Annotated in this window: 12 protein-coding genes; 4 read left to right on the forward strand and 8 right to left on the reverse strand. The window is 43.0% G+C overall.

The annotated features are described in order from the left end of the window. Positions 1-456 precede the first annotated feature (456 nt). From acs to pgsA, 3 genes are all read left to right on the forward strand, one after another. Entirely contained in the window at positions 457-2,427 is a 1,971-nt protein-coding gene (gene acs / locus ACTQ9T_RS07765) for an acetate--CoA ligase (RefSeq protein ID WP_440464681.1), read from the forward strand. Between the two features lie 383 nt (positions 2,428-2,810). Next, positions 2,811-4,028 carry an NAD(P)/FAD-dependent oxidoreductase gene (locus ACTQ9T_RS07770; protein ID WP_440464682.1) on the forward strand — a complete coding sequence of 406 codons (1,218 nt, stop codon included), beginning with the start codon at positions 2,811-2,813 and terminating at the stop codon, positions 4,026-4,028. Positions 4,029-4,757: 729 nt separating this feature from the next. Next, complete coding sequence (gene pgsA / locus ACTQ9T_RS07775) at positions 4,758-5,438, forward strand: CDP-diacylglycerol--glycerol-3-phosphate 3-phosphatidyltransferase (protein WP_440464683.1); 681 nt, start codon at positions 4,758-4,760, stop codon at positions 5,436-5,438. 127 nt (positions 5,439-5,565) lie between these two features. On the opposite strand, the gene ACTQ9T_RS07780 is transcribed toward pgsA, so the two are convergent. Then, positions 5,566-6,060, reverse strand: a complete 495-nt coding sequence (locus ACTQ9T_RS07780) for a pyridoxamine 5'-phosphate oxidase family protein (protein WP_189583168.1) — start codon at positions 6,058-6,060, stop codon at positions 5,566-5,568. Positions 6,061-6,514: 454 nt separating this feature from the next. Between ACTQ9T_RS07780 and purL the strand changes: the two genes are divergently transcribed. Continuing rightward, positions 6,515-10,525 carry a phosphoribosylformylglycinamidine synthase gene (purL, locus tag ACTQ9T_RS07785; RefSeq protein WP_440464684.1) on the forward strand — a complete coding sequence of 1,337 codons (4,011 nt, stop codon included), beginning with the start codon at positions 6,515-6,517 and terminating at the stop codon, positions 10,523-10,525. A 418-nt stretch (positions 10,526-10,943) separates the two neighbouring features. Here purL and ACTQ9T_RS07790 read toward each other — a convergent pair whose 3' ends face one another. The 7 genes from ACTQ9T_RS07790 to ACTQ9T_RS07820 form a co-directional block, all read right to left on the reverse strand. After that, positions 10,944-14,024 (reverse strand): HD domain-containing protein, encoded by a 3,081-nt coding sequence (locus tag ACTQ9T_RS07790; protein WP_440464685.1) that lies wholly within the window; start codon positions 14,022-14,024, stop codon positions 10,944-10,946. A 111-nt stretch (positions 14,025-14,135) separates the two neighbouring features. Then, positions 14,136-14,312, reverse strand: a complete 177-nt coding sequence (locus tag ACTQ9T_RS07795; RefSeq protein ID WP_440464686.1) for a hypothetical protein — start codon at positions 14,310-14,312, stop codon at positions 14,136-14,138. A 119-nt stretch (positions 14,313-14,431) separates the two neighbouring features. Continuing rightward, positions 14,432-15,457 carry an L-threonine 3-dehydrogenase gene (gene tdh, locus ACTQ9T_RS07800; RefSeq protein WP_440464687.1) on the reverse strand — a complete coding sequence of 342 codons (1,026 nt, stop codon included), beginning with the start codon at positions 15,455-15,457 and terminating at the stop codon, positions 14,432-14,434. 63 nt (positions 15,458-15,520) lie between these two features. Then, the gene (gene kbl / locus ACTQ9T_RS07805; RefSeq protein ID WP_440464688.1) at positions 15,521-16,711 is read right to left on the reverse strand and encodes a glycine C-acetyltransferase; all 1,191 of its coding nucleotides are present in this window, start codon (positions 16,709-16,711) and stop codon (positions 15,521-15,523) included. A 234-nt stretch (positions 16,712-16,945) separates the two neighbouring features. Next, positions 16,946-17,692: a pyridoxine 5'-phosphate synthase gene (locus ACTQ9T_RS07810; RefSeq protein WP_440464689.1), complete on the reverse strand. Its 747-nt coding sequence runs from the start codon at positions 17,690-17,692 to the stop codon at positions 16,946-16,948. A gap of 50 nt (positions 17,693-17,742) precedes the next feature. Continuing rightward, positions 17,743-18,639: an N-acetylmuramoyl-L-alanine amidase gene (locus tag ACTQ9T_RS07815; protein WP_440464690.1), complete on the reverse strand. Its 897-nt coding sequence runs from the start codon at positions 18,637-18,639 to the stop codon at positions 17,743-17,745. A 44-nt stretch (positions 18,640-18,683) separates the two neighbouring features. Next, positions 18,684-20,039 (reverse strand): APC family permease, encoded by a 1,356-nt coding sequence (locus ACTQ9T_RS07820; RefSeq protein WP_440464691.1) that lies wholly within the window; start codon positions 20,037-20,039, stop codon positions 18,684-18,686. Positions 20,040-20,136: the final 97 nt, after the last annotated feature.

Genomic DNA, 20,136 nt, shown 5'->3' on the forward strand with positions numbered 1-20,136 from the left:
TTTATAAACTTTGTGTTTGATTATAGTCAATCCTCTATAAATTGGATACGGTGTCAGTCTCGCTTAGTCTACTATTTGTAGTACTTTCACTCGACTTCCTTGTATCCAAATTATACTGAACCGACTATAGTCTCATTTTATATTTTAACTACTTTATAGCTTTTTATGAGTTTAAAATCCGTACTTAACACAAAATAAGCCACTAGCTACCGATAATAAAAATTAACTAGGATGACAAATTAGTCGCTTTATAAGGATGAGACTATCTGTGCCTAAGTATACAGATGTACAGCGAAATTGTTATGATTGACTGTTGATGCCTTGCAACCGTTGCGCTTATTTGTCAAACTATCATGAAGTGTCACACATTATGGAAGATGACTCTTATTGCCCGTATAGATGGTCGTTATAGACGATTATTTATATAGGTCATAATAATTAAAAAGGATGAACACTATGACCCAGAAATCATTTCCTATCGCCGCCGACTTCATGGCTGCTGCCAATACCACGCCTGAGCAGTACCTCAAAGACTACGAACACTCTATCGAATCAACTGAGACAAGTGATGCTTTTTGGGCGAAGCGTGCTGAGCTAATCGATTGGATCAAAAAACCCACCAAAATCAGCAACGTCAATTATGATCTAGATGATTTCCATATTAAGTGGTTCGAAGATGGTGAACTGAATATCTCCGTCAATTGCCTTGATCGACATATGAAAAAAAGCCCTTATAAGCCCGCCATCATATGGGAGGGCGATCATCCCTCACTACATAAAATTATCTCTTTTAAAGAGCTATATGAATCAGTCTGTCGTCTAGGCAATGCACTGCGTAAGCTTGGGGTCGAAAAAGGCGATCGCGTCACGCTATATATGCCGATGATACCAGAAGCCATGATAGCGATGCTGGCATGTGCGCGTATTGGCGCGGTGCATTCAGTGGTCTTTGGTGGGTTCTCTGCGGAGAGCTTGGGCAATCGCTTAATCGATAGCCGCTCAAAAGTCGTCATTACTGCTGATGAAGGCCTGCGTGGTGGCAAGCATACACCGCTCAAAGCCAATGTCGATCACGCGTTAGATATAGATGGCACGGACAGTGTAGAAAAAGTCATCGTCGTCCATCGCACGGGTAGTGCCATACCGATGAGCGGTCGCCGTGATGTCTGGTATCACAACCTGATAGACGGTGAATCAGAGCACTGCGAGCCTGAAGTCATGAATGCCGAAGATCCGCTGTTTTTATTATACACCTCCGGCTCTACAGGCAAGCCCAAAGGCGTACTGCATACCACCGGCGGCTATATCACCTATGCACTCTCTACCTTTCGTGATGTTTTTGATATTAAAGAAGACGATGTGTATTGGTGTACGGCAGATGTGGGCTGGATTACTGGTCACACATACTCAACTTATGCACCGCTTGCCAATGGCACAACGACAGTCATGTTCGAGGGTGTGCCAGAATATCCAACGTGGGCGCGCATCGGTCATATCGTCGACAAGCATGACATTACGATTTTATACACCGCACCGACAGCGATTCGCGCGATGATGAAAGAGGGGGATGCTTTTGTACGAGAGTCAGATCGTTCAAGCCTACGCTTGCTTGGTTCGGTTGGAGAGCCTATCAATCCAGAAGCATGGGACTGGTACTATAATGTCGTTGGTGATGGCAAATGTCCAATCGTCGATACGTGGTGGCAAACCGAGACTGGCGGTATTTTGATGGCACCTATTCCAGGCACGGTTGATCTTAAGCCAGGTGCAGCGATGACGCCACTATACGGTATCAAACCAGAGATTATCGATGGTGATGGTGCGGTACTAGAAGGCGCTGCAGAAGGAAATCTGGCGATTAACAGTAGCTGGCCGGGGCAAATGCGTACCATTTATAATGACCACGCACGCTTTTTGAAGACCTACTTTAGTGATTACCCAGGTTTTTACTTCACTGGTGATGGTGCCCAGCGTGATGAAGATGGTCATTATTGGATCACAGGCCGCGTCGATGATGTACTCAACGTTGCCGGACATCGTTTGGGCACTGCGGAGATTGAGAGCGCGGTGGTCGCTCATCCTGCTACTGCTGAGGCCGCTATCGTCGGTATGCCGCATGAGATTCGCGGTACAGGCATCTGTGCTTTTATTATCCTAAAATCTGGTGAAGAAAAAACAGACGCACTCAAGGCTGAGCTAAAACGTCATGTGCGCACTGAAATTGGCCCAATTGCCACTTTAGATGCCATCTATATGGTTGATGCGCTACCAAAGACGCGCTCAGGAAAAATCATGCGCCGTATTTTGCGTAACCTTGCGGCGGGACAGTATGTTGGATTGGGTGATTTGTCTACGCTTGCAGACAGCTCTGTGATCAATCAGTTGGTCGACGTGGTCAAAGCTGGTCGCGCAGAGAAGGCTGGTTAATAGGGCTATATTGTTAAAAGAGTTGTTGAGAGCCAGTTGTTCTCGTTCGTCTATCACAGCTGAGTAAAAGCCATGTTATCGAGAATAGCATGGCTTTTTTACGGAGATAATATTGATCTTGAAGCCTTTCAAAGGTTAAATATGATTGATAGACATATTATTCAAAATATCCCTGCCATTGTTATATAGTCAGTACAAAGTAATATCGATACATCATGTACTGCTGATATCAATTTTTCTTGCTTGCTGTGCCTGAGCAGACAGAGGCTACAAAAAATTGATATCATCAGTATCGTAGCGTTCTTGGGGTATTTTGACTAGTTTTAGGATATGTTGAATATAAGTCTTTTTTTATCAAATAATTTATAAGGTCTACTGTCATTATGACTGATCACACTTTACTCTCAACTGATGAATCTTTCCCAAAAATAGCCATCATCGGTGGTGGTTTGACAGGATTGTTGACCGCCACATTACTAGAGCGTGCCTTTATTCAAAGCACAGCCATTAAAAGCACAGCCATTAAAAGCACAGACATTCAAAGCACAGACATTCAAAGCACAGACCAATCCTCTATACCGCAAATAACCATTTTTGAAAAGTCACGCAGTGTAGGGCGCTTAGCCACCCGTTATCGTACCGATAGTCAAACTGGTAAAAATTGGCAATGGGCATTTGGGGCGCAGTTTTTTACCGCAAAAACGCCTAGCTTTCAGCAGTTTATTGCACCTTGGCTTGAGACTGATTTGTTACAACCGTGGTGTGCCGAAGTGGTTGAGTTAACGCCCGCTAATGACAACACTCAGTCATCTGATATGCATTACAAAGATAAATGGGGTACTGCCCAAGCTCGCTACATCAGTACGCCAAAAATGACAAGTTGGGGGCGCGCATTAGCCGAAGATTTGCAACATACCAATATAAAATTCAAAACTCGCGTCGCACCCCTTGCGCAATATCCTCAAAACCAAACTGATGACAAGACTGAGCTTTTCGATGAATCTGGCAATAGTCTGGGCTGCTTTGATTGGGTAATTTGTACCACGCCAAATAGTCAAGCACTAGAGCTGATGGCAGAGAGCGGCTTTACGGAGTCAGCCAACATCGCCAAGCCAAAGATGCAGGCATGTTATACCTTAATGTTAGGCTGGGGTGAGGTGCAATCATTACCTGCAACATTGACCAGTCAAACACCATCAAGATGGGACGTGGCTTACGTAAATGATTCACCATTAGACAGAATATTTATCGAGCATCAAAAGCCTGCTCATAATGATTTGCTGCCCAGTGTCACCATTCATGCGCGTAACGACTGGTCAGAGATACACGTTGATGACGACATCGACACAATAACAGAGCAGTTATTGCAAGCCGCGCAGCAAGCCCTAAACTGGGACAAAGATAGTGCTCCAAGCCAAGTAGACTGCCATCGCTGGCGTTATGCAGCAACGACTGTCGATGATAACGAGGCACTGGGTATCTTGGTTGATCCACAACATCAATGGATTGTCAGTGGTGACTGGTGCGGACAGGGCAATATAGAAAGTTGCTATCAAATGGCAGTAGAAACGGTTCAGGCAATCAAACAATTCACACCATAAATAAGCAGGATATCGTCAATTCTATATCAATTAAATACGGTGTCAGGCTCATTTAGCCTACTATTTGTCGTGCTTTCAATCGTCTTGCTTGTTTCTTCATTTTACGATTCTTAGCACCTTTTTAAGTTGAAAAGTAAAAAGGCTAACGTAACGACGTTATTCATAGCCTTTTTGGCTATATCAAGAATTTACAGACAAAAAAAGAGCCCACAGAGGAGGTGCTGTGGGCTGAGGAAAACTGATCGTGTAGATTGACTACAGGGCAGTGATGATGACTTATTATTATTGGTTTTCTTTGCTATTGTTTAACTAAGATTAGGGTAATAATGGAGAATTCAATGGGTATATATATTTGCTTACAAATTTAAGTGTACAACTGTTTTATTACCTTCGCTATCATAGCGCAAATAATTCTCATTTGGTTATTTTAGTTACATGACATTACGTTTCTCGATATTCTCATCCCTTGCTATGCGTTGAGCAATTATTGCTGAATGAGGGATTTGGTTTAGCAAATTGCATGTGTTTACGACGTGTGATTGTGTTATAAAATAGATAGCGCTATCACTATTTCAGCAGTGGATAGTCAAGATTGATGTATTGAGATAAAAGTAATGGCTGTCTTTGAGTACGAGCAGTAAAACAATACATCAAGAGATGGCATGACGACGTGCTGGAAAAATGCTAAGCTATCCGCCATTATTATGTCTCTATTAAACTGGGTTTGCCATGACTGAGAATACGCAAGTGCATACGCAGGAGCCGTCAAGTACGCAAAATACCAAAAGTATTTTTAACTTGCCCAATAACCTTACTATCGCGCGTATCCTAATGATTCCGCTGTTTGTGGCGATTGCCTATTGGCCACCAGCCATGGGTATCGGGATGCCAGCCATTTCAGATAACGTAATTGCCCGAGTTGGCATGAGTGAATTCAGCGACAGCTTATTGCGGCACTTGTTACTGACTGGCGTGTTTATCATCGCGGCGATTACCGACTGGTTGGATGGCTACTTTGCGCGGAAGCTCAATGTTATGTCAGCGTTTGGGCGCTTTTTAGATCCCGTTGCGGACAAGCTCATGGTCGCCGCTGCGTTGATTATATTGGTTCAGTGGCATCCCAACATCATTATGGCGATAGCAGCGATTGTGATTATCTCGCGTGAAATCGCGGTGTCAGCGCTGCGTGAGTGGATGGCAGAATTGGGTAAAAGTACCAGTGTTGCCGTGTCCTATGTCGGCAAGCTAAAAACGACCTTTCAGATGGTGGCTATCACAGTGTTACTACTCAACTGGGAATCGCTCGAAATGATTGGCTATATATTGATGGTCGCTGCTGTGATACTGACGTTGTGGTCTATGATGATTTATTTAAAAGCTGCTTGGCCATACCTCAAGCAAAGCGGTTAAACTTCAAGCAAAGCGGTTAAGTTCATAACCTTAGTATCAAAAACATAAATGTTAGACAACAAAAAACGCCAGTCGCATTAGCCACTGGCGTTTTTGTTTTTGCTATTTTCTTTTAAATAACTATTTTTTATAGCGTCACTGAGTTGTTCTCACCCAAGTTAGTCGCTTTTTTGCCATCCATTACGGCAGCAGTGGTCATTTTAAACATATTGACCACTGAACTACCGCTTAACCAATATTCGGCACCATGTGGTACGACTTTGATTAGCTGGACGTTTGGATCTTCTTTGCCTTGCTCATAGAATGCATTGTAAATTGGTGACCATAGCTCATCGAGTTTCTCTTGGTCTTCTACCAACTCTGCTTTACCGTTGATTGACACATAGTCTTTTGCATCTTGGCTGACATAGGCCAAGTTCACTTGTGGGTCTTTTTGAATGTCGCTGACGGTTTCAGTGCTCTTATCACCGATGAACCAAATCTCTTTTGCGCCAATGCTTGTCTCACTCGTTGTCATTGGGCAGGCATGTAAATGGCCTTCGTGAGTGCGAGTCGTCATCATGGCAAATTTCACTTCTTTTACCAAAGCTTGTACTTTATCGATATGGTCTTGTCTACTCATAGTTGATTTCCTTTTCTTTATAGTGATTAAATAATAATAGTGATTAAATAATTGGTTGTTTATATATTAGTAATTTTTATTCTGGCTAGATGCTTTCGACATAGTGAAAACAATCATCGTCCTAACAACTGGAACTAGAATACCGAGTTGTACCCATACATTTATATAGGCGACCAGTAATGCGATGTGAGTGTTTGTAAGGAGTATGAGGGTTAGGTAAAAATTGTGACGCTGTGTATTTTTGCTGTCTGATTATCTAGTTCAAAGTTAATAGGGTAGCGTTTAGACGTCAGTGCAAGCTCGCTATTCTGCAAATATCTGACTGCGTAGCAGAGCGCAACCTATCAGCAATTTATCTTGGTTTAGACCTGCTTATTACAGGGCTTCTTGTTATAATACGCAGACCATTTACTTAGCATGGCAGAGATGCCTTGATCTTACGGATTATGCCTTTATGATGACCATCGCCGGACAACCGTTTCTTACCGATTTTCAGACGCAGCAACTCATCAGTCAGTTTCAGCAAAAAACCGAGCTCAATGTCAGTCAAATAAGTACCCAGCAAGTGTATGTGCTATCACGCAAGCTCGAAGGTGATGAACATAAAAAGGCGTTAGACCTACTCGCTGTTGACAGTGCGACAGTACTCGCTGACCCGCAGGACAATCAATTACAAGTCATCGTTGGTCCACGTTTTGGCACGATTTCGCCATGGGCAAGTAAAGCGACTGACATTTTTAATAACTGTGAAATTGAGCTTAACCGTGTTGAACGCGTCGTTGTTTATACGTTAACGATTGAGGGTGAAGCAGGCGAAAAACTACCAGTAGACGCTGAGCAATTATTGTTTGACCGTATGACGCAGAGTTTGGTTTATGATTTGAATGATTTGAACAAATTGTTTGATGATGAGCAGCCAGCATCATTGAATCATATTGACGTCATCGGACAAGGTCAGTCAGCATTAGAATCTGCCAATACCCAGTTTGGTTTTGCATTATCAAGTGAAGACATTGATTATTTAATGAATGCTTATGTCAATGAGCTAAAGCGTAATCCAACTGACGTTGAGCTGATGATGTTTGCACAGGCCAACTCAGAGCATTGCCGTCATAAGATTTTTAACGCTGAGTGGACAGTTGATGGCATTGTGGCGCCAAAGTCACTGTTCCAAATGATTAAAAATACTTACCAGTCTAATCCACAAGGTATCTTATCAGCGTATAAAGACAACGCTGCGGTGATGGCAGGGTCTGACGGCATGCGTTTTTACCCAATTCCGACTGATGCGATGGATGCAAACTCTGCCCATCCTTATGACTTCCATCAAGAAGCAATCGACATTCTGATGAAAGTCGAAACGCATAACCATCCAACGGCTATCGCCCCGTATGCGGGTGCAGCGACAGGTGCTGGCGGTGAGATTCGTGATGAAGGCGCTACAGGTCGTGGCGGTAAACCAAAAGCAGGTCTGACAGGATTTCACGTATCACATCTACATATCCCAGAGCTTGCTGAAAAATGGGAGCAGTCGGGTCAGTTGAGTACTCAGGCTTATGGCACCCCAGATCGTATGGCAACCAGTCTTGAGATCATGACTGAAGCGCCACTCGGTTCAGCCAACTTTTCAAACGAATTTGGTCGTCCTAACCTATGCGGTTATTTCCGTAGTTTCCAGCTTGATACGTCAGCGGCAAAAGACGGCAGCGAGATGCGCGGCTATCATAAGCCAATCATGCTGGCAGGTGGTTACGGCAATATCAAACGCAATCTCATTGAAAAAAATGCCATTCAACAAGGTGATTTATTAATCGTCCTTGGTGGCCCTGCGATGCAGATTGGTCTGGGCGGTGGTGCGGCGTCTTCAGTTGATAGTGGTTCACTTGATGAAGGCTTAGACTTTGCCTCAGTTCAGCGTGACAATGCTGAGATGGAGCGTCGTTGCCAAGAAGTGATGGATCGCTGCTGGGCACTAGCCGGTAATGACGTTGATGCGAGCAATAATGGTAAAGACGGCAACCCTATCGTGTCATTGCATGATGTGGGCGCTGGCGGTATCTCTAATGCAATGCCAGAACTGGTCAATGACCACGAGATGGGCGCGGTACTAAACCTGCGTAAAATTCCATCGTTAGAAGCTGGCATGTCACCAATGGCCATCTGGTCAAACGAAGCGCAAGAGCGTTATGTCCTCGCGATTCGTCCAGAAAGCGAAGCCCAATTCGATGCGATCTGTGCGCGTGAGCGTTGCCCGTATGCCATCTTAGGAACAGCCACGGATGTGCGTCAGCTAGTCGTTGATGATACATTGCTCGCTGAGCAGCCTGTTGATATGCCGATGCAAGTATTGCTCGGTGGCACGCCGAAGATGAAGCGTAGCTTTGAGCGTCATGACACCAGCTTACCTGCATTAGAGTTAGGCGAAGTCAATTTAGCTGAGTCTATCAAAGACGTGTTGCGTCACCCAACCGTCGCTAGCAAATCATTCTTGATCAGCATTGGTGACCGTTCTATCACTGGTATGGTCGTGCGTGATCAGTATGTGGGTCGCTATCAAGTGCCTGTATCGGATTGTGCGGTGACAGCGTCAGGCTTGATTGCACTAGATGGCCAGGTGATGAGTGGTGAAGCCATGAGTATCGGTGAACGTACGCCAGTTGCGCTAATCAGCCCACAAGCCTCAGCACGACTGGCAATTGGCGAAGCGATTACTAACATCGCTGGTGCGCGTATTGCTCAGTTGTCTGACATCACGATGTCAGCGAACTGGATGGCAGCATGTGGTGATGACGCAGAAGATGCAGCTTTGTTTGACGCGGTCTATACAGTCGGCGAAGAGCTGTGCCCAGCACTGGGTATCGCGATTCCAGTCGGTAAAGATTCGCTATCGATGCGTGCCAACTGGACTGACAACGACAATGGCGAAAGCAAAGACAAATCAGTCGTGTCACCTATGAGCTTGGTGATTACGGCCTTTGCTCCTGTCGTTGATGTGGCAAAAACGCTAACCCCTGAGCTAGTCAATGGCGACAGCGCGTTCTACCGTATTGACTTGTCTAAAGGCAAGCTACGTCTAGGCGGTTCAATCCTTGCGCAAACGCTGAGTCAATTGGGTAACGATTGCCCAGATTTGGCGCAGCCGAGCGACTTGGTTGATTTCTTTAACTTTGTCCAAGCGGGCAATGCACAAGGCGTCATCAGCGCCTATCACGATATCGGTGATGGTGGTCTACTGGCGACCATAGCTGAGATGCAGTTCACTAGCCGTCAAGGTATCAAACTGTCATTGACCGATGATAACTTACTCGGTCAACTGTTCAGTGAAGAGCTAGGCGCAGTCATCCAAGTATTACCAGAAAACGTCGCGGCGCTAATGCAGTTGGCAGAAGAGTTTAACGTTGCTGATATGCTCAGCCTTGTTGGTCAAAGCTCGGAAGAAGACAGCTTACTTATCCAAACGCCAACGCTCATGGGTGCCGATGGTATTAATGACACTTTACGCTTTAGCCGTACTGAATTGCAGCAAGCGTGGACTCAGGTCAGCTATCAAATCGCGCGTCGCCGTGATAACCCAGCGTGCGTACAGCAAGAGTATGACTTGATTGCTGATGCGAGCCATAAAGGCCTGATCGCTGCGCCAAACTTTGATCTGAATCAAAAAGTTGAAGAGCCGTATTTAGCCAGTCGCGAGAATAAACCAAGAGTCGCTATCTTGCGTGAGCAAGGAGTCAACGGTCAGACAGAGATGGCAGCAGGCTTTACCCAAGCTGGCTTTGAAGCAGTCGATGTACATATGAGCGATCTACTCAGTGGCCGTATCAACCTACGTGACTTCGACGGTCTGGTCGCTTGTGGTGGCTTTAGTTATGGTGATGTACTGGGCGCAGGCTCTGGTTGGGCGAACTCTATCTTGTTCCATGACGAGCTACGCATGCAGTTTGTCCGCTTCTTTGCCCGTCCTGATACCTTCTCATTAGGTGTCTGTAACGGTTGTCAGATGATGGCTCAGTTAAAAGACCTCATCCCAGGTGCAGATAACTTCCCACGCTTCATCGCCAACCAATCGGCTCGCTTTGAAGCGCGTACGGTCAATGTAAAAATCGAGCGTACCAAGTCTATTCTGTTCAAAGGCATGCAAGACAGCATCTTGCCAATCGCTGTGGCGCATGGTGAAGGCTATGCCACACTAGATAATAACGAAATCGACGGTATGGCAAAACACGGTCAGCTTGCGATGCGTTATGTCGATAGCCAAGGTCATCCAACTGAGACGTATCCGCTCAATCCAAACGGTTCGGTCGGCGGTGTCACGGGTCTGTGTAGCACTGATGGTCGCGTCACTATCATGATGCCGCATCCTGAGCGTAACCTAAAAGCCTATAACCACAGCTGGAAACCAGAAGAGTGGGACGAGGACGGCGCGTGGATGCGTATGTTCCGTAACGCCCGTGCTTGGTTGCGCTAGTCGCAAACCTAGATGCTTGATTAGCTTCGTCAAACTTGCTGAGCCTACGACATGTAGTGCTTGCGCATGTTTTCCTCGCTACTCAAACCTCTAGCAATTGCTTATAGTTTTAGGTAGCTATTTTTTAAGAGAAAAAGGTGGGCTTCGGTTCACCTTTTTTGTGTTTGGAGATTGAATTTTGAGTAGGTTGGTGTGTAGCTTTCGACACCCAACGATTTTAGGGGAGCTATTTCCCGCCTTCCACTTGTATCCGCCAGTCTGGACGCGGCGCTGGCTACGGTTTGGATCGTCGCTTGCTTCGCGTCGCCACCCCAAAACCTAGCCATCGCAACTCGCCCAAACCAGCAGGATACCGCTACAGTCGGGGCTAAAACGCATCTCAAGTCAACAATTAAATCTTCTAAAATATATTGTTTAACTATAAAGTTAGTTTATACAGTTCGTCTAATGAGGACAGATTTAATGGTTTGAAAATTTCACCACGAACATAAGCATCTTTCCATCTTTCATAATCTTTATGCTTGGAAGCATGGTTCAATACTAGCTCAACAAGTTTTTCGTATTGTTCTCTGATAGATACTTCATTGTATTCAGGCTTATGGTCTATTATGAATCTTACATAGTTATCTATTTCAGTTTTAACAATCAAATCATCAATCCTTACAAAGGGTATATAAACTTTCCCTTGTATATTGATGTCTTGAAAACCTGAGTAGTTACCTAAATCGAGCGACGGCATACTAGTCAAACTTCCATGCGCTAAGTAAGTTCTTCTATCCATAGGATATAGACTTGGTATTAAGTAGTAAAATACACTATCCAAATTTGACATTTCATTACTTAATTTCAAATTATCTTTATTAAATTCAAAGTGTTGAAATTCTCCTGTTTGCTCTATTCGGGAAAAATAAACAGATTTTCTCTGTTTAAGATTGAGTTTCATTCTAGAGCCAAACTCTTCTTTATAGTAATAGATGTTATAACCTTCATTCTTGAATATAGAAAAAACAGTTTCAACTAAATAGGTAGGGTAATTAATCTTACATTCAAAGCAGTTAACCCAATGTGGTGAATTAGTATTCTTAAAATCTTCTATATTTATCACAAGTTGAAAGGATTCAAATTTAAATAAGTCGCCAATAGAGTCAGTTTCATTTATTTTGTATTCTTTTATGCTACTTATAAGCGAATCGTTGGGTTCATAGCTATATGAAAACAATGCATGTTTAGTCTTATCTTTATTGAAAGCCAGAGCCGTACTAGATATACCAGACAAATTTTCTTTTAAAAATGCATCGCTAAACAATTTAAGTTTATTCCTAAGATAATCGTAGTTCCATTCATCTCTACTTATTTTTAAATACTTTCCAGAGGTCGAATCGTATATATCTAACTTATAGTGATAACCTAAGAATAAATCTCTATAAAAAGGATAGTCTTGATTCTCAGATATTTCATAGTTTCCAACTGATTGACCTTTATACATAATTATATTATCTGAAAAACCGTATGTGTGTTCAGAAAGGTTTTTAGGAATGAAAATACTTAGAGCAAACTGATATTCTTCATTCCAATAAGCCTTACTATTATTGTAGTTTGCCTCTACGTTCAAAGAATATGTAGTCAAGTTATCAAACATAGTAAAAGCTGTATCAAGTAGACTACTGATCCTACTGGTGAACTGTATTTTAAAAGGACTGTTATGTATAATAAATTCATTTATAGATAACAAGTGATCCAACACAACAGAGTTATCAAATTTGTAGTCTTTTACCCATGGAGATATATGGGAAGCTCTTTGGAGATACTTCTCTTCATTAAATACAGTTTTGATAATTAAACGCGTCCCATATCTACCTATATCGTCAATTTTTTCAATGAAACAGTATCCAGCCTTATCTGAAAGAGGAGAGTTTAATTCGATTTTTAGACTCTCATTAGTTATGCGACTTTTAGTAAAGATAATAATTTTCTGCTGCTCTGATGGTAAATTTCTCATAAGAAGAAATGCACTATGTAGGCCGATACCAAACTCTCCTGAGGGACGCATCCATTGAGGCATTTCACGAATGATTCTTCGTTTTTCTTTATTATTTTTTGAACCTGCAATCTTCTGCATATACTCAAGATCTTTAAGGGAAATACCAATGCCATTATCCTCAACACTAAATTCCCAAAGTTTTAAGTCTTTGTTGTCTATCACTTTTTTAAAATCTATTGTAATAGGAAATTTTTCAAACAGCTTACGAGTATCTTCATCGTATGGATTAGAGTTAAATGGTAAAACTTCTTGAGAACTTTCTTTTCCATGCTCTAACCAAACACGAATCATAGTTGCATCAATAGCATTTTGAATGAGCTCACGATAGATACTCATATCATCTTCATATAAATTATTACCTTGCAACAACTCAATAGCGCTACGCTCATCTAGTGAGAATTTCATCGGTTTATAATCAAGTAAAATCTTTTTACCAGTCATTTTGACATCAAGTTTATTGATAGTTGGAAGTAATCCAAAATCACGACTAGGTACGATATTTTTCCATTGTGACATTTGATTTTGAATTTCTTCTTTGATCCAATCAAACCAGTTACGGCATTCAATATATGCCATTTCTGTACTACAAACAGCAGTAATACTAACGGTCTCGTTATCTAGCTGAAACTCACGAATCGCTTGATGCTTATGTCTATGGGTTTCACTAAACGATGGCATATTACCAACTTGTCTCGCCATGACAGGACAAAAACGATTGTCATCGATATCGAATAAGTCACCTAAGCGTAGTAAGCAAGCGACAAAACGAGGGTGACAGTTTTCTGTCCCCATACCTGTTTGACGGAAAGGTAATGTTTTCATCACATAATCTTCAAAACCAAGACCATGTGCCCAGCATATTTGACCAAGATAACGATAGATACGTTTCGGGAGGAGTTCAGTGCGAGGAGAGCTAATACCAAGTTTCTCAAAAGGATCTAAAACCACTGAATTTGAGTTTTTGGCATGACCACGGCGATACCATTCAGCGATCATTTGACGATATTTTTCTACGCCTGTATGTGGGTCTGAATGATTAACCAGTGCTTTATTCCAACCATCTTCATGCCACACTTTTGCAAATTCATGTAAGTCTTGCGTATTATCATTAGCTAGGCTTTCGACATACTCTTTAAAGTCATCTTCTTCAAAGACCTTTTGAACTTCATCAGCATTAAATAGCATACCGATATCATGCCAGTAAGCAGCTTCTAGAATTAACCATGTGTCTGTCGCTGTCAGCTTTTCAATATTGCTACCAAGTAAACGTTCTATATTGACGAGGATTTGCTGTGAATGTGATTCGTTATGACTACTAAAGTGTGGGTAATAACTACCCACATTTTCAAGCGACTTACCGACGAGCTTTTCATCAAACTCCCATTGCGACATCAATATTCTGGTATTGCTGTCTTCATCAGTTTTCTTTCTTAGATGTTTGATTAATCCTGCGCTCATGGTAAGTCCCTTTTAATTTTTACATATGACATTTGAGTTTTATATTACTTATCAACATAGGTTGATTTTACCGTAAACGCAAGATTAACGGATAAAAGTATTTCCATCCAACTATTCGTTCTCTGAACGCTTTTTAGCCTCAGCAATCAACTCATGAATCTTAGCGCTTTCTTTTAGCACACAAGCATCATAGGCAGAAAGCGGTTTCGCTTCCTGCTCCTTTTCTTGTGCTTGCTTGGCTTTCTCTACTAAATACTTTTCAAGTTTATCGGCTTCAGAATCGCCCATAGTTTATCCCCCATATAATTTTTACCCTATAAAAAACGGCACTGAAATCAGTGCCGTTTTATAAGTCGTGACAATGTAAAAGCTAACCACGACTCCTCAAATACTGACGCACCAAATTATCAATCCCAGCTTAAAATCACCTTACCGCATTGCCCACTTTCCATGATATCAAAGCCTTCTTGAAAGTCATCAATGTGCATGCGATGGGTAATGATGGGCGACAGATCAATACCGCTAATCAGCATTTGCTCCATCTGATACCACGTCTCCCACATTTCACGCCCATAAATACCTTTTAGGGTTAACGCCTTAAAGATAATCTTGCTCCAATCCACCGTGGTGGTGTTAGGCAAAATGCCCAAGAGCGCAATTTTAGAGCCGTTATACATGTTAGTAATCATCGAATCAAAGGCCTGAGGCGAGCCTGACATCTCAAGCCCAATATCAAAGCCGTGCATTTTTAACTCAGCAATGGCACCTTCGATGGTTTCACCTTTGGCTGGGTTGATGGTCATGGTCGCGCCCATCTTTTTGGCAAGCTCTAAGCGATAATCACTGATATCACTGACCACAATATTACGCGCCCCTGCGAATCGGCAAATCGCCGTAGCCATCGAACCAATCAGTCCCGCACCCGTAATCAGTACATCCTCACCAAGGACAGGAAATGAAAGGGCAGTATGCGTGGCATTGCCAAAGGGATCCATGATGGCTGCCATCTCATCGCTGATACGCTCATCGAGTTTGATGACATTATCGGCAGGTATCACCAAATATTCGGCAAATGCGCCATCGCGGTCGACGCCCACGCCGATGGTGTTTTCGCACACATGTAGCTTACCACGGCGGCAATTACGGCAATGCCCGCAAGCGATATGCCCTTCGCCAGTGACTCGATCACCTACTTCAAAGTGCTTTACACCATCGCCCATTTCGCTAATGATACCGACGTATTCATGTCCGATGATCATAGGCGTTTTGATGGTTCTTTCTGACCACTCATCCCACTTATAAATGTGCAAATCTGTCCCACAAATGGCGGTTTTTTTAATTTTAATTTTAACGTCATTGATGCCAACAGTAGGTTCTGGCATGTCTTGCATCCAGATGCCTTTTTTGGCATGGGCTTTAACCAGTGCTTTCATACTTTTCTCTTATTTAGCTGTGTTGTACTTAATGGTTGAATTTAGATAAATACCGAACGACGCTTAATCAATCACATTCATTTGCTTAGCGACTTTGATAAAGGCGGTGATACATTTGTCTAGCTGCTCGCGAGTATGGGCGGCAGAGAGCTGGACGCGGATGCGCGCCTCGTCTTTGGGTACGACAGGGTAAAAGAAGCCAATCACATAAATGCCTTCTTTCAGCAGCGCATCTGCCATTTGTTGGGAGACGTTGGCGTCATAAAGCATAACCGCACAAATTGCCGATGCAGTGGGCTTGATATCGAAGCCTGCATCTTGCATTTTCTTCACAAAATAGGCGGTATTTTCATGCAATTTATCTTGTAGGGTATTGTCTTGCGACAGCATCTCAAACGCTTTTACCCCAGCGGCAGCCACCATAGGAGGAATGGAGTTTGAAAACAGATACGGGCGTGAGCGTTGACGCAGCATCTCAATCATTTCTTTTTTACCCGTCGTAAAGCCGCCAATAGCACCGCCAAAAGCCTTGCCCAAGGTACCAGTGATAAGCTCAATATCACCACGTAGATCAAACAATTCAGTCACGCCGCCACCAGTGTGACCGACCACGCCTGCTGAATGCGACTCGTCAATCATCACCATGGCATCATATTTTTGTGCCAACGCATAAATTTCATCCATTGGCGCTACATTACCATCCATTGAAAACACACCATCGGTGACAATCAAACGAAAACGCTGTGCTTGCGCCGCTTGTAACTGCGCCTCTAAATCTTGCATATCCGCATTGGCATAACGATAACGCGCGGCTTTACACAGGCGTACACCATCGATGATTGAGGCATGATTTAACGAATCAGAAATAATGGCATCTTCGCTAGTTAGCAGTGGCTCAAAGGCACCGCCATTGGCATCGAAACAGGCCGCATAAAGAATCGTATCTTCGGTATTAAAAAACTTAGAAATCGCCGCCTCTAATTGCTTATGCAAATCTTGCGTACCACAAATAAACCGCACCGATGACATGCCATAACCTGAGTTTTCAATGGCTTCGATAGCCGCCTTTTTAATCTCAGGGTGATCAGACAATCCAAGATAATTATTGGCACAGAAGTTAAGCATCTCACGACCATCGGCAATCTTGATGAGCGCATCTTGCGGGGAGGTGATAACGCGCTCGTTTTTATACAGGCCTGCCGCGCGTATATCACTGATTTCTTGTTGTAAGTGCTTCTGAAAGTCTTGATACATAAAGATTCCTTTTTTAATATTATTGGCGTTCGTATTGATAATGCAGATATTAGGACTGCTCATAGAACCAAACTGTAGTCATTTTAAAATAAAATTGATACGCCAATATTGCCGTGCTACTAGTATAAATTTTACTTGCTTGCTGTGTCTACGCTGACAGAGGCTGCATAAAATATATCCCAGCATCACCGCATCGAGTGTAAAGTGAATAGACTATTTACTCATTAATATGAACTAACCACAAATTGCTAAATACTGACGCACCACATTATCCATGCCTTGCTCCAGCGATTCAATCGTAAAGGCATGACCAATCGACACTTCAGCGATATCACTAAGCGCGAGCAAGTCAGCCAAATTATCCAAATTCAAATCATGACCCGCATTGACGCGGATCCCGTTTTGATTGGCTAGGGTGATACAGTCGCTAAAGCGTTGCTTGACCTCATCGAAATCAATATTGTCATCGCTCTTACCATTACTGTAAGCGCGCGCCCATTCTTCGGTATACATCTCGATCGTCTGTACATCACTCTCGATGACCGCTTTGATCTGTTCGATATCAGGGTCGATAAATACCGCACAGCGCGTACCGAACGCTTCTAGCTCTTTGCTTAACGTTGATAAAAACTCATGATGTGTGATGATATCAAAGCCATGATCGGAGGTCAGCTGATCATCACTGTCTGGTACGAGCGTGCATTGATGCGGTTTTACTTCACGGATAATCTTTAAAAACTGCTCGTTTGGGTTGCCTTCGATATTGAACTCAATCTCTGGATAGTCCTTTAAGAACGCACTGATATCATAGATATCTTGATATCTGATATGACGCTCATCGGGTCTCGGGTGTACGGTAAAGCCTTTGACACCTAGATCAATTAGCTTCTTCACAAAGGTCAACAGGTTAGGGTAGTCAGTACCGCGAGAGTTACGGATTAAAGCCAATTTATTCAAATTTACGCTAAACAATGTGCTCATAGTATTTCCTTTTTCATTGTTGTTATGGATAGATTTCTGGTTGTTAATGGCTAATAAAAATCGTTGGTATCAGCATATTTCTTATTCAATGCCTTTAAAATAGCATAAGTCTCTAAGTCTACCGTTCCTGTTGGGTTACGGGGTCTAAAGTGAAGCTGAAATGCATAGACGATATCGCGACTGGCTTTGTCCCATTCATCACTATTATTGATCTGATAGCCATAGTCTCGAAACTGCTGCTTAATCTCAGGTATCGTTGCCGCTGCAAATGCGTCTATGTCCATAAAAGAAAATTTATCAGCGTCATCATACCAAGCGCCGATGCCATATTGCTTATACAGCTGCTGCCAAGGGAACTTTGCACCGGGGTCTATCTTGCGCGAGGGTGCCATATCAGAATGACCGATGATATTCTTTGGTGAGATGTCATATCTGGCGGTGATATCTTGCACCAGCTCCGCGACCTTTTTAATCTGCAACTCGTTAAAGGCAACATAATGCTCATAAGGATGATACGCCAACTTGCCGTCTTTTAGGGCATTTTGATACTCAGGCGCAATGCCTGTATTGACTATTTCGATGCCGATAGAGGTATCGTTCAAGATCGTCCGTCCTGCAAAACCGCCATCACCCGCATGCCACGCGCGCTCGTTTTCTGGTACTAGATTATAGATTTTATCATCGTCATTATCTAACACTAGATAGTGGGCGCTGACCTTGCCTGTGGTCAGTGTTTTGATAGATCGGTCATTGTCTGAAACCGTATAGTGCAGCACAATGGTTTTGATACGTTCGCTTTTGCCAGTGGCTTGATAGGTTTTATTATCTACGATGTAGTTCTCAGTGGTCGCGACTGGGGAGGTCGTGGTCACGCAGCCAATCAAGGGCAGGGTTAAGCACGATGCTAATACTGAAGCCAATGCTAAAGAGGTAATACTTTTTGCCATAAATTGCTCTATATAGCTGGGAAGTTATGCGCTGATATTATGCGCTACGGTGTTACTTTTTGCACAGGCATTATTCTTCGATACCCTATCATGCCCAAGACAATAAAGAATCCTAGCAAGATATAAGCATTAAATGACAATGCCGCTGGCGAAAATGGTAGAAGCAGCAGCGATATAAAGACCACACTGATCAATACAGAAAGATAGTTCAGTAGATTGGCTTGTTTCTTTTTTCGCTCATTAATTAGGTCAGCGGTCGTGACATATGCAAAGCCAACGGTGATACCCAAGGATGCCATCGTTACGATATCGAGTAGATAGTTTCTACCTAGCCAAGGAGAAAGTAAACACACCAAGCATATCAATATAACGGTCTTTTGCTTACTGAATTGGTTGTCTTTATCCGTAAATACGCTAGGCAATAATGAAGTGTCGCCCATAGACTCTAAGAGCTTAACCGATGACAATATAAAGCCATTGATACCGCTCATTATCGAGCCGATCATAGCAATTGATAGTAGCCAAATACCGATGCTACCAATACGATTGTCTATGCCTTCACCTGTTGCCCAGTGGCTGTCTTTGATGGCTTGATAGTCAAAGCTCATGTTTAGCGCGGTAAAGTAGTTGATTAAAAAGTAAAACAAAATACCTGCGATGAGTGAAATTAGGATAATGCTTTTGGTCTTGGTTTTTGAATCGCTAATGGCTTTTGAAATCTGCGGTGTGGTCTCAAAACCGACATACGCCCATGGCATAACGGCCAAAATAGGTAACCATGCCAGACTGGTGATTGAGCCGCTAGACATATCAGTTGGCAAAAATGCTTGGGTCGTTGGTGTCATCCAAAGCGAGGCAAAAAACAGCGCCGTGACTGACAGAATCATAAAGAGGGCGATATAGAGTTGGATTTTTGCACCGACTCGTACACCCTTTAAGTTGATATAACTGAACAAAATGATAGCTGCACTGCACAAGAACACTTCACTAGCGTAGACCTCCCAACCAGCAATCGTATACAGATAGCCTAATTGTAAGCCACTAGGTAACAGGTAGCGCAGCAGCAAAGCGACAGCTGAGATATTGAGCGCGATAATGGAGATATAGCCTATCGTGACGCCCCAACCATAAATATAGGCGTGTTTTCTATTGATGTATTTTTCAATCCAATAGATACCGCCTGACTCAGTTTCTGGTGTTTGGGTTAGCAAATTAATATAGGCACGCGCGACCATATAAATGGCCAAAGTACCGATAATGATGGCGACAGAAGAACCTAATAGTTGTGACTGCGGCAAAAACAAATCGCCTGGCATGACATAAGCACCCCAACCAATAATCGCACCGACGCTAATCGCTATCGCTTGTAGATAGCTGATACTTTCTGTTTTTTCACTCATAGAATACTCCTTCACGATCAAAAATGGAGAAGGAGGGAGTGCTTATTAAAAGGTGAATGCAGGACATGAAAAACCTTGTGATGCCACTACCCAGGGT

The organism is Psychrobacter sp. ASPA161_6 (genome assembly GCF_051970285.1).
Lineage (GTDB): Bacteria > Pseudomonadota > Gammaproteobacteria > Pseudomonadales > Moraxellaceae > Psychrobacter > Psychrobacter glaciei.

Coding starts and splice junctions, on each gene's coding strand:
- acs (WP_440464681.1), top strand. CDS start 457: ATGACCCAGAAATCATTTCCTATCGCCGCCGACTTCATGGCTGCTGCC.
- ACTQ9T_RS07770 (WP_440464682.1), top strand. CDS start 2,811: ATGACTGATCACACTTTACTCTCAACTGATGAATCTTTCCCAAAAATA.
- pgsA (WP_440464683.1), top strand. CDS start 4,758: ATGACTGAGAATACGCAAGTGCATACGCAGGAGCCGTCAAGTACGCAA.
- ACTQ9T_RS07780 (WP_189583168.1), bottom strand. CDS start 6,060: ATGAGTAGACAAGACCATATCGATAAAGTACAAGCTTTGGTAAAAGAA.
- purL (WP_440464684.1), top strand. CDS start 6,515: ATGATGACCATCGCCGGACAACCGTTTCTTACCGATTTTCAGACGCAG.
- ACTQ9T_RS07790 (WP_440464685.1), bottom strand. CDS start 14,024: ATGAGCGCAGGATTAATCAAACATCTAAGAAAGAAAACTGATGAAGAC.
- ACTQ9T_RS07795 (WP_440464686.1), bottom strand. CDS start 14,312: ATGGGCGATTCTGAAGCCGATAAACTTGAAAAGTATTTAGTAGAGAAA.
- tdh (WP_440464687.1), bottom strand. CDS start 15,457: ATGAAAGCACTGGTTAAAGCCCATGCCAAAAAAGGCATCTGGATGCAA.
- kbl (WP_440464688.1), bottom strand. CDS start 16,711: ATGTATCAAGACTTTCAGAAGCACTTACAACAAGAAATCAGTGATATA.
- ACTQ9T_RS07810 (WP_440464689.1), bottom strand. CDS start 17,692: ATGAGCACATTGTTTAGCGTAAATTTGAATAAATTGGCTTTAATCCGT.
- ACTQ9T_RS07815 (WP_440464690.1), bottom strand. CDS start 18,639: ATGGCAAAAAGTATTACCTCTTTAGCATTGGCTTCAGTATTAGCATCG.
- ACTQ9T_RS07820 (WP_440464691.1), bottom strand. CDS start 20,039: ATGAGTGAAAAAACAGAAAGTATCAGCTATCTACAAGCGATAGCGATT.